This is a genomic window from Streptomyces sp. NBC_01214 (assembly GCF_026340975.1).
In the GTDB taxonomy this organism is placed as follows: Bacteria; Actinomycetota; Actinomycetes; order Streptomycetales; family Streptomycetaceae; genus Streptomyces.
The window spans coordinates 1,107,982-1,119,980 of sequence record NZ_JAPEOS010000001.1 but is presented as its reverse complement, the minus strand read 5'-3'; the positions used below and the strand labels follow the sequence as shown (position 1 = coordinate 1,119,980).

11 protein-coding genes and 1 tRNA gene are annotated in these 11,999 nt (G+C 71.2%); 7 read left to right on the top strand and 5 right to left on the bottom strand.

Features of this window, described 5'->3' with window-relative positions; all coding sequences use genetic code 11:
• Positions 1-5: 5 nt before the first annotated feature.
• A complete protein-coding gene (locus OG594_RS05435; protein ID WP_266595692.1) occupies positions 6-1,001 on the bottom strand; it encodes an SMI1/KNR4 family protein in 996 nt (331 codons plus the stop codon).
• Positions 1,002-1,231: 230 nt separating this feature from the next.
• Between OG594_RS05435 and OG594_RS05430 the strand changes: the two genes are divergently transcribed.
• Both OG594_RS05430 and OG594_RS05425 read left to right on the top strand, forming a co-directional pair.
• Positions 1,232-1,810, top strand: a complete 579-nt coding sequence (locus tag OG594_RS05430) for a YwqJ-related putative deaminase (protein ID WP_266595690.1) — start codon at positions 1,232-1,234, stop codon at positions 1,808-1,810.
• Between the two features lie 2 nt (positions 1,811-1,812).
• On the top strand, positions 1,813-2,322 hold the full coding sequence (locus OG594_RS05425; RefSeq protein ID WP_266595688.1) for an SUKH-3 domain-containing protein: 510 nt from the start codon (positions 1,813-1,815) through the stop codon (positions 2,320-2,322).
• Here OG594_RS05425 and OG594_RS05420 read toward each other — a convergent pair.
• Both OG594_RS05420 and OG594_RS05415 read right to left on the bottom strand, forming a co-directional pair.
• On the bottom strand, positions 2,319-2,846 hold the full coding sequence (locus OG594_RS05420; RefSeq protein ID WP_266595686.1) for a hypothetical protein: 528 nt from the start codon (positions 2,844-2,846) through the stop codon (positions 2,319-2,321). The genes OG594_RS05425 and OG594_RS05420 overlap by 4 nt on opposite strands.
• A gap of 2 nt (positions 2,847-2,848) precedes the next feature.
• Positions 2,849-4,132, bottom strand: coding sequence for a sensor histidine kinase (locus OG594_RS05415; protein ID WP_266595684.1), 1,284 nt, complete (start codon positions 4,130-4,132; stop codon positions 2,849-2,851).
• A gap of 161 nt (positions 4,133-4,293) precedes the next feature.
• On the opposite strand from OG594_RS05415, the gene OG594_RS05410 reads away from it, so the two are divergent.
• The 5 genes from OG594_RS05410 (at position 4,294) to pth (ending at position 8,486) form a co-directional block, all read left to right on the top strand.
• Positions 4,294-4,365, top strand: a tRNA-Gln gene (locus OG594_RS05410).
• A 109-nt stretch (positions 4,366-4,474) separates the two neighbouring features.
• Positions 4,475-5,920, top strand: coding sequence for a bifunctional UDP-N-acetylglucosamine diphosphorylase/glucosamine-1-phosphate N-acetyltransferase GlmU (glmU, locus tag OG594_RS05405; protein WP_266595682.1), 1,446 nt, complete (start codon positions 4,475-4,477; stop codon positions 5,918-5,920).
• Between the two features lie 133 nt (positions 5,921-6,053).
• The gene (locus tag OG594_RS05400) at positions 6,054-7,031 is read left to right on the top strand and encodes a ribose-phosphate diphosphokinase (protein ID WP_030008898.1); all 978 of its coding nucleotides are present in this window, start codon (positions 6,054-6,056) and stop codon (positions 7,029-7,031) included.
• Between the two features lie 181 nt (positions 7,032-7,212).
• Positions 7,213-7,797, top strand: coding sequence for a 50S ribosomal protein L25/general stress protein Ctc (locus tag OG594_RS05395; RefSeq protein ID WP_266595679.1), 585 nt, complete (start codon positions 7,213-7,215; stop codon positions 7,795-7,797).
• Positions 7,798-7,895: 98 nt separating this feature from the next.
• Positions 7,896-8,486 carry an aminoacyl-tRNA hydrolase gene (gene pth / locus OG594_RS05390; protein WP_030716980.1) on the top strand — a complete coding sequence of 197 codons (591 nt, stop codon included), beginning with the start codon at positions 7,896-7,898 and terminating at the stop codon, positions 8,484-8,486.
• Positions 8,487-8,492: 6 nt separating this feature from the next.
• Here pth and OG594_RS05385 read toward each other — a convergent pair whose 3' ends face one another.
• Both OG594_RS05385 and ppc read right to left on the bottom strand, forming a co-directional pair.
• Positions 8,493-9,080 carry a Uma2 family endonuclease gene (locus OG594_RS05385; protein WP_266602634.1) on the bottom strand — a complete coding sequence of 196 codons (588 nt, stop codon included), beginning with the start codon at positions 9,078-9,080 and terminating at the stop codon, positions 8,493-8,495.
• A gap of 105 nt (positions 9,081-9,185) precedes the next feature.
• Entirely contained in the window at positions 9,186-11,948 is a 2,763-nt protein-coding gene (gene ppc, locus OG594_RS05380) for a phosphoenolpyruvate carboxylase (RefSeq protein WP_266595676.1), read from the bottom strand.
• Positions 11,949-11,999 lie beyond the last annotated feature (51 nt).

The following is an 11,999-nucleotide window of genomic DNA, read 5'->3' as shown; positions in this document are numbered from 1 at the left end:
CGCGCTCACCCCTCCACCGGTGCCGAACCCGACACCGGAACCGAACGTGCGAATCCGCCGTCCACCATCAGACCGGCCACCGTCTCCAGCTCCGGCGGGTTGCCGGCCAGCCGCTCGAGGAAGGCGTCGAAATCAGCACCGCACGGCAGCAACAACCGCTCCACGCGCTCCTGGACCGACCAGCCGTCCCGGTCGCGGGCGTCGTCGTACGGGGAGAACCACACCGAGCCGATGCCCTCGCCCTTGACCTTCAGCGCGAGCAGCCCGCCCTGGACGAAGGCCACGCACAGGTAGTCCTTCGTCAGGTGGTCGCGCAGACACTTGTTGACGTACACCAGGTCGTTGACCGCCGCCTCCTCACGCACCGTGAAGAAGGGCTGGTCCACGAGCAGACCGAGGTCCACGTCCAGGCCCGCGCCGACCGGCGCGCAGCCGCCCGCGGCCTTCAGGAACGAGCGGTACGGCTCCGGCAGCCGGTAGCCGAGGTCCTCCTCGACCCCCTGCACCTGTTCCTCGGAGACCGACACCACCGACTTCGGCAGCCCCAGGTGCGCCGGGCGCACCTCTTGCAACGGCCGCGTCCCGCGCTTGTCGTGGTCCACCGGAGCCGTCGCCAGGCCCGCGTGATGCCGCAGCAGCGCCTTCACCTCGACCGGGACCAGCTCCATGCGCCGCGAACCCGCCACGTGGTGCCAGGTCCAGCCGTGCGGGGTCGCCACCGGCCCGACCGTGTCCCACAGCTCGTGCCCGGCGGACTTCATTGCGGCGTTCGCGGACACGTAGTCCGTGAGCCGCAGCTCGTCCACGCCGAAGCCCTCCGGCGGTTCGGCGATCTCCACGGCCGCGCGCGCGTAGGCGGAGAAGTCCGGATGCCCATGGCCGTCCATCCGCACCCCGTGGGGATGCCGAGCGGCCCGGACCGGGTCCGGGAAGTGCACGACCTGCCCCGAGTAAGCGGCGTTGGGTGGCGCGGCCTGCTGCCCGAGCCGACCTGTCGTCATGGCGGTAGCCCCCTGCTGGATCTGGCTGGTTCACCACAGCCTATGCGCTGGGGCAAGACCCTTACCCGCGCCCGACCGGCACACCCGCCCGAGGGCCAGGAACATCCGAATTGATACGAATATTCGACCTGGCTTCCGCATGACAGGTGACATTTGACAGGCTGTCCCCGCAGTACGGGGGCGTGAGCGACAGGGGTCACCACCGCCGCCACGGGAGGGAAAGCACGCGCATGCACAACACGGCAACACGCACAGAATCCGGCGACACCGCGCCGGACGCAACAGGCGCACCGGCCTCCGCCGGCCCGGCCGGCGAAGCCGCCGGTCCCGCCGGCGACCCCCGGTTGCGCTGGAGCAGTACCGACGGCCGCCCCGCCGTACCCGTCCTGCGCTTCCGCCGCGACGGCATCCTCCCCACCGTCGCCGCCGCCCTCTCCGTGCGCGGCGAGACCCTCACCGGCACCGCCGGCAAGGCCGATCAGCCGCCCGCGCTCCATCCGCTCGTCCAGGACTTCCTCGACACCCTCACCAGCGGACAGCGCGAACGCTTCACGGGCCGATGTCCGGAGGCGATCCTGCTCTCCCGCCACCTGACCGCCGTCGAGGGCGCCCGCTCCCGACGCGCCTCCCGCAAACCCCTCTCCGCGAGCGAGGCCCGCCGCTCCCTGAAGCACGCGAAGATCACCGCCCGCCACATCCGCGAGGACGGCGACCCCCTCCACGGCAGCTACGCACCGCCCTGCCGCTCCTGCGACGCACTCCTCGCCCACTTCGGCGTACGCTCCGTCGACCTCACCCCCTCCGAGTAGCCATGACCGCCGCCTCCGCGTCCTACGACCGCTCCTCGGCCACCCGTTTCCCGGTCGCCGTGGACTCCGCCCTGCGCACCGCCGGCTGGGAACCCGGCCGGTGGGACATCAAGCAGGCCGAGTACTGGGCCGACGCCCTGCGGGACCACACCACGCCCGCCGGACACCGGCACACCGTCTTCCCCGCCGCCGTCGAGGCGTGGGCCGAGTTCGGCGGTCTGACGGTCGCCGCGCACGGCCCCGGCCGCCAGATCGCCCCGACGCCCGTCCGGATCGACCCGCTCACCGGACTCCACCTCGCGCGCACCTTCGCCGACCTCGGCCGGGCCCTCTCCACGCAACTGTGCCCGCTGGGCGTCGAGGCCGACGGCGGCTCCCACCTCGCGATCGACCGCGAGGGCCGCGCCTACGGCATCGACCACACCGGCGACTGGTACCTCGGCTCCACCGTCGACGAGGCCCTCACCCTCCTCCTGACGGGCCTCCAACCGACCCGCCTCACCACGGGCTAATCGAGCTCCGGAAGCCGCTCCCCGGCTTCCGGATACCGCCCCTCCTCCAGCCGGAAGAGGTAGGCCCGCAGGTCGGCGGCAAGCCCGCCGGCCAGATGGGCCTGGAAGTCGAGCACCCCGATCAACGCGTCATCCTCGAAGCGGTTGCGGCCCCTCCACTCCGTCTGCGCCCCCGCCAGATGCTCGGCGACGCGGGCGCGCTCCGCCCACCACTGCCGCACCGCCGGGGGCGTCCACCACAGGTCGCCGTCGCAGGCGTACTCCCCGAAGACCTCCTCCCTCGCCGCGGCCACCACGTTCCGCACCTCGCGGGCATCGCGCGGCTGCCGGAAGACGTACTCGACGCTCTCGCACGCGGCCGCGTAGAGCACGTTGTCCGGTGCGTGGAGCCGCCCGGTCCAGCAGGTGTCCGTCTCCGCCGTGTAGAACGGCCCGGGCACGTTCAGCCACATGCGCCGCTCCCAGTGACTCCCGAACAGCTCGCGGTCCTCGGCCGTCAGCTCCCCCACCGGATCCCAGCCCACGCCTACCCCCGTCCGCTCGGCAGGACCGCCGAGACCTTGAAGCCGCCCGCATCCGTCGGGCCCGACACGAACACCCCGCCCAGGCCCAGGACGCGCTCGCGCATCCCGACCAGTCCGTTCCCGCCGCTCGGCAGGCCCGGTTCGGGGGCCTTGCCGTCGCAGGGGCCGTTCTCCACCTGCATGGCCACCTCCCCCGCGCGGTGCGCGAGCCGCACCACGACCCGTGCGCCCGGGGCGTGCTTGTGGCAGTTGGTCAGCGCCTCCTGCACCACGCGGAACGCCGTCTGCTCGACCTCCGCCGCGTACGCCGCCCACTCGCCGTGCACCAGCATCTCCACGGTCATCCCCGCCGCCCGCGACTGGCCGACCAGCGCCTCCAGCTCGCCGAGCGTGGGCCCGTCCTCCGCACCTCCACCCCCCGCGAACGCCACCGCCGCGACGGCCACCGCGGACACCGCGGACAAGGGAGCCGGGGCCGGCTTGGGCGGCGCCCGGAGCACGCCGAGCATCTCGCGCAGCTCCGTCAGGGCCTGCCGCCCCATGTCCCCCACCAGGGCCGCGTTCTTCGCGGCCCGCGCCGGGTCCTTGACCGCCACCGCCTCCAGTGCGGCCGCGTGCACCACCATCAGCGACACCCGGTGGGCCACCACGTCGTGCATCTCCCGCGCGATCCGGGTGCGCTCCTCCGTACGGGCCCACTCGGCCCGCTCCTCCGCCCGGTCCGCCAGCAGCGACAGCTCCCGCTCCAGCGAGTCCGCCCGTTCCTGCAGGCTCTCCATCAGCCGCCGGCGGGCGCCGATGTAGAGCCCGAGCAGCACCGGGGGCACGGTCAGCGCCACCGCGACGAACCCGGACAGCGCGACCACGAGCGCCGGATCGGCCTCCACGTCCCCGCGCGTCTTCAGATACATCACGACGAAGGTCGCGACCAGCGACATCGAGGCCAGCGTGGCGATGACCCGCCGGGGCACCTCGGACGAGGCGAGCGAGTACATGCCCGCCACCGACAGCAGGAACCCCATCTCGGCCGGCGCCACGGCGATCCCCACCAGCACCACGGCGATCGGCCACCGCCGCCGCAGCACCAGCACGGTCCCCACCACGGCACCGAACAGCACCCCGGCGGCCACGGGGATCCCCGCCTCGTGCGCGAAGCGGATCCCTTCCCACGCGCATTCCGCCGTGGACACCGCGGCCAGCGCCACGTCCCCCACGGCGTCCCGCCGCCGCGCCCACCACAAGGGCGGCCCGGCCCGGCCTTCCACTACTTCCCCCGTTTTGGTCATGCCGTCCAGCGTACGGGCGGCCTGTGCGGCGTCCCGGGGAAATACCCCGCCACCGAAACGACGGGGACGGGTACCGTCGCGGTGAGGGCAGGTGGTACGGCATAGTAGGGACGGCCAGCTTGATCGGTACGCCAAAATGTCCGATCGAGCCACATTCGCTATCCCCTGTGGTGTAATTGGCAGCACTGAGGCTTTTGGTGCCTTATGTCCGGGTTCGAGTCCTGGCGGGGGAGCTGCACAATTCCGGGTCCGGACCTTCACGGTCGGGACCCGCGTTCGTTCGGGGCCACCGGCACCCCGGTATCCTTCACGGGTCCACCCCCGAAGCCGAAGGGCATCCCCGTGAGCGCCAACCGCCCGGCAGCCGTCGTCGTACTCGCAGCGGGTGAAGGCACCCGCATGAAGTCGGCGACTCCCAAGGTTCTCCACGAGATCTGCGGGCGCTCGCTCGTCGGTCACGTCGTCGCCGCCTCCCGCGAGCTGGACCCCGAGCACCTCGTCGTGGTCGTCGGGCACGCCCGCGAGCAGGTCACCGCACACCTGGCCGGCATCGACGCCGACGTCCGCACCGCCGTCCAGTACGAGCAGAACGGCACCGGGCACGCCGTCCGCATGGCCCTCGAAGAGCTCGGCGGCGGCATCACCGGCACCGTGATCGTCGTCTGCGGCGACACCCCGCTGCTGACCGGGGAGACCCTGGCCGCGCTCGCGCGGACGCACGAGGCCGACGGCAACGCCGTCACCGTGCTGACCGCCGAGGTCCCGGACTCCACCGGCTACGGGCGCATCGTCCGCGACGCCGGCGGCGCCGTGACGGCCATCGTCGAACACAAGGACGCCTCCGACGCCCAGCGTGCGATCCGCGAGATCAACTCGGGCGTCTTCACCTTCGACGGCGCCCTGCTCGCCGACGCGCTCGGCAAGGTCCGCACCGACAACAGCCAGGGCGAGGAGTACCTCACCGACGTCCTCGGCATCCTGCGCGAGGCCGGGCACCGCGTCGGCGCGGCCGTCGGCAGCGACCACCGGCAGATCCTCGGGATCAACAACCGCGTGCAGCTCGCCGAGGCCCGCGCGCTGCTGAACGCGCGCCTGCTGGAGCAGGCCATGCTCGCGGGCGTCACGGTCGTCGACCCGGCCGGCACCTTCATCGACGTGACCGTCACCTTCGGGCAGGACGCGATCGTGCACCCCGGCACCCAGCTGCTGGGCACCACGCACATCGCCGAGGGCGCCGAGGTCGGCCCCAACACCCGGCTGAAGGACACCCACGTGGGCGCGGGCGCCCGGGTGGACAACACGGTCGCCGAGAGCGCGGTCGTGGGCCCGCAGGCGAGCGTGGGTCCCTTCGCGTACCTGCGCCCCGGCACGAACCTCGGTGCCAAGGCCAAGGCCGGCACCTACGTCGAGATGAAGAACGCGACGATCGGCGAGGGCACCAAGGTCCCCCATCTGTCCTACGTGGGCGACGCGACGATCGGTGAGTACACCAACATCGGCGCCGCGAGCGTCTTCGTGAACTACGACGGCGAACACAAGCACCACACCACCGTCGGCTCACACTGCAAGACGGGCTCGGACAACATGTTTGTGGCTCCCGTCACCATCGGGGACGGCGCCTACACGGCCGCCGGCTCCGTGATCACCAAGGACGTGCCGCCCGGCGCCCTGGCCGTGGCCCGTGGCCAGCAGCGGAATATCGAGGGCTGGGTGGCCCGCAAGCGTCCGGGCAGTGCAGCCGCCGCGGCGGCGCAGTCGGCGGCCCCGGAGGACGCCGAGCGCCCCTGAGGTGAACTGACCGGAAACAGGTACGCCCGCGACGGCGTACCGTGATAGGTGCACGCAATTCGGCTGGCTCACCGTGTGCGGGACGGACGCACATGGGGGCGAGCAGCTTCAACACGTCTGAGGAGACTGTGCTGTGACCGGGATCAAGACGACCGGCGAGAAGAAGCTGATGCTCTTCTCCGGCCGCGCCCACCCCGAGCTGGCCGAGGAGGTTGCGCACCAGCTGGGCGTCGCCCTCGTGCCGACCAAGGCTTTCGACTTCGCGAACGGTGAGATCTACGTCCGCTTCCAGGAGTCGGCTCGCGGCGCGGACTGCTTCCTGATCCAGAGCCACACGGCTCCGATCAACAAGTGGATCATGGAGCAGCTGATCATGATCGACGCGCTGAAGCGCGCGTCGGCACGCTCCATCACCGTGATCGTCCCGTCCTACGGGTACGCCCGCCAGGACAAGAAGCACAAGGGCCGCGAGCCGATCTCGGCCCGCCTGGTCGCCGACCTGCTGAAGACCGCGGGTGCGGACCGCATCCTGACGGTCGACCTGCACACGGACCAGATCCAGGGCTTCTTCGACGGCCCGGTGGACCACCTTTCGGCCCTGAACGTCCTCGCGGACTACGTCGGCGCCAAGGTGGACCGCACGAAGCTCACGATCGTGTCCCCCGACGCCGGCCGCGTGCGCGTGGCCGACCGCTGGTGCGACCGTCTGGACGCGCCGCTGGCGATCGTGCACAAGCGCCGCGACAAGGACGTCGCCAACCAGGTGACCGTCCACGAGGTCGTCGGTGAGGTCAAGGGCCGCGTCTGCGTCCTGGTCGACGACATGATCGACACCGGTGGCACCATCTGCGCCGCGGCCGACGCGCTGTTCGCGCACGGCGCCGAGGACGTCATCGTGACGGCCACGCACGGCATCCTGTCGGGCCCGGCCGCTGACCGCCTGAAGAACTCCAAGGTCAGCGAGTTCGTGTTCACGAACACCCTGCCGGACCCGTCCGACCTGGAGCTCGACAAGATCACGGTGCTGTCGATCGCCCCGATGATCGCGCGCGCCGTGCGCGAGGTCTTCGAGGACGGCTCGGTCACCAGCCTCTTCGAGGAGCAGCAGTAACCGCTCCGCGGTAGATCCTTTTGGTGCGGCCTCCCCCGCCGGGTACACTCCATGAGTTGCTCGGCGAGGGAGGCCGTACCTTTTTCCGGTACGGATGCTCCGTTATCGACGCGCTCTTCGTAGCAGGCCGTTTCGGCCGGGTGACTTCCGTCCTTCTTCCGTCACCCCACGAGGAGTGAGCATGTCCGAGGTCAAGCTTTCCGCCAAGATCCGTGACACCTTCGGCAAGGGCTCCGCCCGCCAGGCCCGCCGCGACGCCCTGACCCCCGGCGTCATCTACGGTCACGGCACCGACCCGAAGCACGTCAACGTCGACGCCCACGCCCTTCAGCTCGCGCTGCGCACCCCGAACGTCCTGATCTCCCTGGACCTCGGCGACGCCGGCACCGAGCTGGTCATCCCGAAGGCCGTGCAGAAGCACCCGCTGAAGCGCTCGATCTCCCACGTCGACTTCCTGATCGTCAAGAAGGGCGAGAAGGTCACCGTCGACGTCGCGATCGTCACCGAGGGCGAGCTGGCCGCCGGGGGCAACATGCTGGAGACCCTCCAGAACACCATCTCCGTCGAGGCCGAGGCCACGCACATCCCGACCGAGGTCACCGTCTCCATCGCGGGCCTCGAGGCCGGCGCCACCATTCACGCCTCGGACCTGGTCCTGCCGGCCGGCACCACCCTGGCCGTCGACGGCGACATCGCCGTCCTCCAGGTCGTCGCCCCGCAGGCCGAGGAGCCGGCCGCCGAGGTCGCCGAGGGCACCGAGGCCTGAGCCTCGCCCGACCCCCTCAGCAGTTGCTGACCGACCGCCGTCCGGCTCCACTGGAGCGGGACGGCGGTCGTCTTCGTAGCGGAACCTAGGAGCTTTTGATGTCGGACGACGCGGCACCCTGGCTGATCGTGGGCCTGGGGAACCCGGGACCGGAGTACGCGGGCAACCGCCACAACATCGGGTTCATGGTGGCCGACCTGCTGGCGGAGCGGATCGGCGGGAAGTTCAAGGCGCACAAGGCCCGGGCCCAGGTGGTCGAGGGCCGCATGGGTCCGCCGGGGCCGGCCAACCGCCGGGTGGTGCTGGCCAAGCCGATGACGTACATGAACCTGTCCGGCGGCCCGGTGACGGCGCTGCGCGACTTCTACAAGGTGCCGCTGGAGCGGATCGTCGCCGTCCACGACGAGCTGGACATCGACTACCCGACGCTGCGGCTGAAGCTGGGCGGCGGGGACAACGGGCACAACGGCCTGAAGTCGATGACCAAGTCCATGGGCCCCGACTACCACCGGGTGCGGTGCGGCATCGGGCGGCCGCCGGGCCGGATGCAGGTCGCGGACTTCGTGCTGAAGGACTTCTCCTCCACGGAGCGCAAGGAGCTGGACTGGTTCGTGGACCGGGCCGCGGACTCCGTGGAGTGCCTGATCCAGGAGGGCCTGGAGCGCGCCCAGTCGGCGTACAACTCCTGAGCGGCGCTACATCTCGTCGAGCCCTTCGAAGTCGATTTCGGCGGCGAAGGGCCGGTCGACGCTGAACGGCTTGGTGTGGATCCCCTGGCAGACGTAGGCACGTGTGTGGGGGTCCAGCTCGTAGAGGTACACGACCGGTTCGATGGCTTCGTCGCCCTCGATCTTGACGATCCAGTAGTTCGGGATACCGGCAGCGGCGTACTTGTGCAGCTTCGCTTTGGTGTCCCGGGCTTCGGACTCGGGCGAGACCACCTCGACTGCGAGCAGGACATCGGCGGCATAGAAGTGGGTCTGCATGGGGCTCGTGCAGGCTTCTCGCCGCACGACCGAGATGTCTGGTTCGGGCCCGTTGCGCTTGTCGATCACCACAGTCATCTCTCGCGCGACCCTTGTGTGCCGGGGGGCGGTCAGCCGTAGCCGGGTGACGAGGAAGTCGATCAGATCAGAGTGGATGAAGCGTTGCGGACTCACGAAGACCAGGCTCCCGTCGATCAGCTCGGTGTGTCGCGGGAGGTCCGGCAGCGTCAGCAGGTCGTCCACCGTGTACCCGTCCAACGGCGGCCTCGACCAGTCGTGTACGGGCTCGGCAGTCATGGTTGCTCCCATGGACGGGATTGTGGTCCTGGACGTCCACGGTAGCGCCCGGTATCCGCGTCCGTCATCACCAAGGGTGACGGACACGGATACCGGGGCTCGGCGTCAGCCGGTGTTGCGCAGGCCCGCGGCGACGCCGTTGACCGTGAGCAGCAGGGCGCGGGCGAGCAGCGGGTCGGCTTCCTCGCCGCGGGCGGCGGCCGCGCGCTGGCGGGCCAGCAGCGAGACCTGGAGGTAGGAGATCGGGTCCAGGTAGGCGTCGCGCACGGCGAAGGTCTGCTGGAGCACCGGGTTCGAGCCGAGGAGCTCTTCGGCGCCGGTGATGCGCAGGACCTCGCGGACGGTGAGCTCGTGCTCGGCCTCGATGCGGGCGAAGACGTGCTTGAGGTGGTCGGGCACGAGGGTGTCGACGTAGTGGCGGGCGATCCGCAGGTCGGTCTTGGCCAGCGTCATTTCGACGTTGGACAGGAAGTTGCGGAAGAAGTGCCAGCGTCCGCCCATCTCGGTGAGGACGTCCTCCTGGCCGGCCTCGCGCAGGGCCTTGAGGCCGGAGCCAACCCCGTACCAGCCGGGGACGATCTGGCGGGACTGGGTCCAGCCGAAGACCCACGGGATGGCGCGCAGACCGTCGAGGCCGGCGCCGGAGTCGGGGCGGCGGGAGGGCCGGGAGCCCAGGTGGAGGTCGGCGAGCTGGTCGACGGGGGTCGCGGCGAAGAAGTACGCGGGCAGGTCGGGGTCCTCGACGAGCTCGCGGTACGCGGCGTGCGCGGCGTCGGAGACGACGTCCATGGCCGCGTCCCAGCGGGTGAGGGCGTCGTCGGACTGGCGGGGCGCGGTGTGCAGGGCGGAGGCCTGCAGGGTGGCCGCGACGGTCAGTTCGAGGTTCTCCCGGGCCAGCGAGGGGACCAGGTACTTGTCGGAGATGACCTCGCCCTGCTCGGTGACCTTGATCTCGCCTTCGAGGGTGCCCCAGGGCTGGGCGAGGATCGCGTCGTGGGAGGGGCCGCCGCCGCGGCCGACGGTGCCGCCGCGGCCGTGGAAGAGGCGCAGGCGCACGCCGTAGCGGTGGGCCACGTCGCGCAGCCGGCGCTGGGCGCGGTGGATCTCCCACTGGGAGGTGGTGATGCCGCCGAACTTGGAGGAGTCGGAGTAGCCGAGCATGACCTCCTGGACGTCGCCGCGCAGGGAGACCAGGCGCCGGTAGGAGGGGTCGGCGAGCATTTCGTCGAGGATGACGTCGGCGGCGCGCAGCTCGTCGGTGGTCTCCAGGAGCGGAACGATGCCGATCTTGGCCCAGCCGGTGTGGAGGTCGATGAGGCCGGCCTCGCGGGCGAGGACGGCGGCGGCGAAGACGTCGTCGGCGCCCTGGCACATCGAGATGATGTAGGACTCGATGACCTCGGGGCCGAACTTCTCGAAGGCGTCCTTGATGGCGCCGAAGACGCCGAGCGTCTTGGCCCCGGCGGCGTCGAGCGGGGCCGGGGTGGGCGCGAGCGGGCGGCGGGAGCGCAGTTCCTTGGCGAGGAGCTTCTGCCGGTACTCGCGCGGCATGTCGGCGTAGCGCCAGGACTCCTCGCCGAGGCGGTCGAAGAGCTGGCCGAGCGCGTGGTGGTGGGCGTCGGCGTGCTCGCGCACGTCCATGGTGGCGAGCTGGAGCCCGAAGGCGGCCAGGGTGCGGATGGTGCGGTCCATGCGGCCGTCGGCGAAGAGCGCGCCGCGGTGTTCGCGCAGGGAGGTCTGGATGAGGGTGAGGTCGGTGAGCAGCTCGGCGGTGCCGAGGTAGTCGCGGCCCTCCTCGTGCGGGATGCCCTTGGCGAGGCGCTCGCGGGTGTTGAGGAGCTTCTGCCGGATGCAGGTGGCCTTGAGGCGGTACGGCTCCTCGGCGTTCAGCCGCTTGTAGCGCGGGCTGATCTCGGGGAGGCGCTCCAGGTCGGCCTGGAGGGAGGCGAGGAGTTCCTCGGTGGCTCCGGTGTAGCGGATGGAGTTGGAGAGGAGTCCGCGCAGGTAGTCGATGAGTTCCAGGGCGTCGGTGATGCCGTGCTCGTGCTGGAGGATCAGCACGTCGCGGGTGACCTCGGGGGTGACGTTGGGGTTGCCGTCGCGGTCGCCGCCGATCCAGGTGCCGAAGGTCAGCGGGCGGGTGCCGGCGGGGATCTCGACGCCGACGCGCTGGAGCTCGGCGGCGAGGTCTTCCAGGACGTCGCCGACGGCGCCGGCGTGCAGCTCGTCGAGGTAGTAGATGGCGTTGCGGGCCTCGTCGGCGGGCTCGGGGCGCACGACGCGCAGCTCGTCGGTCTGCCAGACGAGGTCGATGTTCTCGGCGAGGCGCAGGTCGTGGCGGCGGCGGTCGCCGGCGCCGGTGACGGGCTCCTCCAGGAGGGCCGCGATGCGGCGCAGCTTGTTGAGGACGCTGCGGCGGGCCGCCTCGGTGGGGTGCGCCGTGAAGACGGGGCGGACGTTGAGGTTCTTGACCGTCTCGCGCAGGTGGTCGGGGTCGGCGTCCTTCAGCATGTCGGCGGTGCGGGCGAGGAGCCCGCCCTCGGCGGCACGGTGGGCGCGCAGTTCCTTGCCGCGGTGCACCTGCTCGGTGACGTTGGCGAGGTGGAAGTAGGTGGAGAAGGCGCGCACGAGCTTGGCGGCGGTCTCCAGGTCGGTGTCGCCGAGCAGGGCGGCAGCGGCCTCGCCGTCGGTGCGGGTGAGGGCGCGGACGCGCTCCACGAGGTCGAGGAGGTCCTGGCCCTCCTGGCGTACGAGGGTCTCCCCGAGGAGGTCGCCGAGGCGGCGGATGTCCGCGCGCAGTTCCGCGTTGGCGGTGGCGGCCGGGGTGACGGGGGCCTGGCCCTGGGGGGCCTGGTCAGCACTGCTCACAGGTGCGGCTCCTTGCAGTGTTCGAGCGCTACTGGGCGGTGGGCTCCCGGC

Coding starts and splice junctions, on each gene's coding strand:
- OG594_RS05430 (WP_266595690.1), top strand. CDS start 1,232: ATGCACAACACGGCAACACGCACAGAATCCGGCGACACCGCGCCGGAC.
- OG594_RS05395 (WP_266595679.1), top strand. CDS start 7,213: ATGTCCGAGGTCAAGCTTTCCGCCAAGATCCGTGACACCTTCGGCAAG.
- OG594_RS05425 (WP_266595688.1), top strand. CDS start 1,813: ATGACCGCCGCCTCCGCGTCCTACGACCGCTCCTCGGCCACCCGTTTC.
- pth (WP_030716980.1), top strand. CDS start 7,896: ATGTCGGACGACGCGGCACCCTGGCTGATCGTGGGCCTGGGGAACCCG.
- OG594_RS05435 (WP_266595692.1), bottom strand. CDS start 1,001: ATGACGACAGGTCGGCTCGGGCAGCAGGCCGCGCCACCCAACGCCGCT.
- OG594_RS05415 (WP_266595684.1), bottom strand. CDS start 4,132: ATGACCAAAACGGGGGAAGTAGTGGAAGGCCGGGCCGGGCCGCCCTTG.
- OG594_RS05385 (WP_266602634.1), bottom strand. CDS start 9,080: ATGACTGCCGAGCCCGTACACGACTGGTCGAGGCCGCCGTTGGACGGG.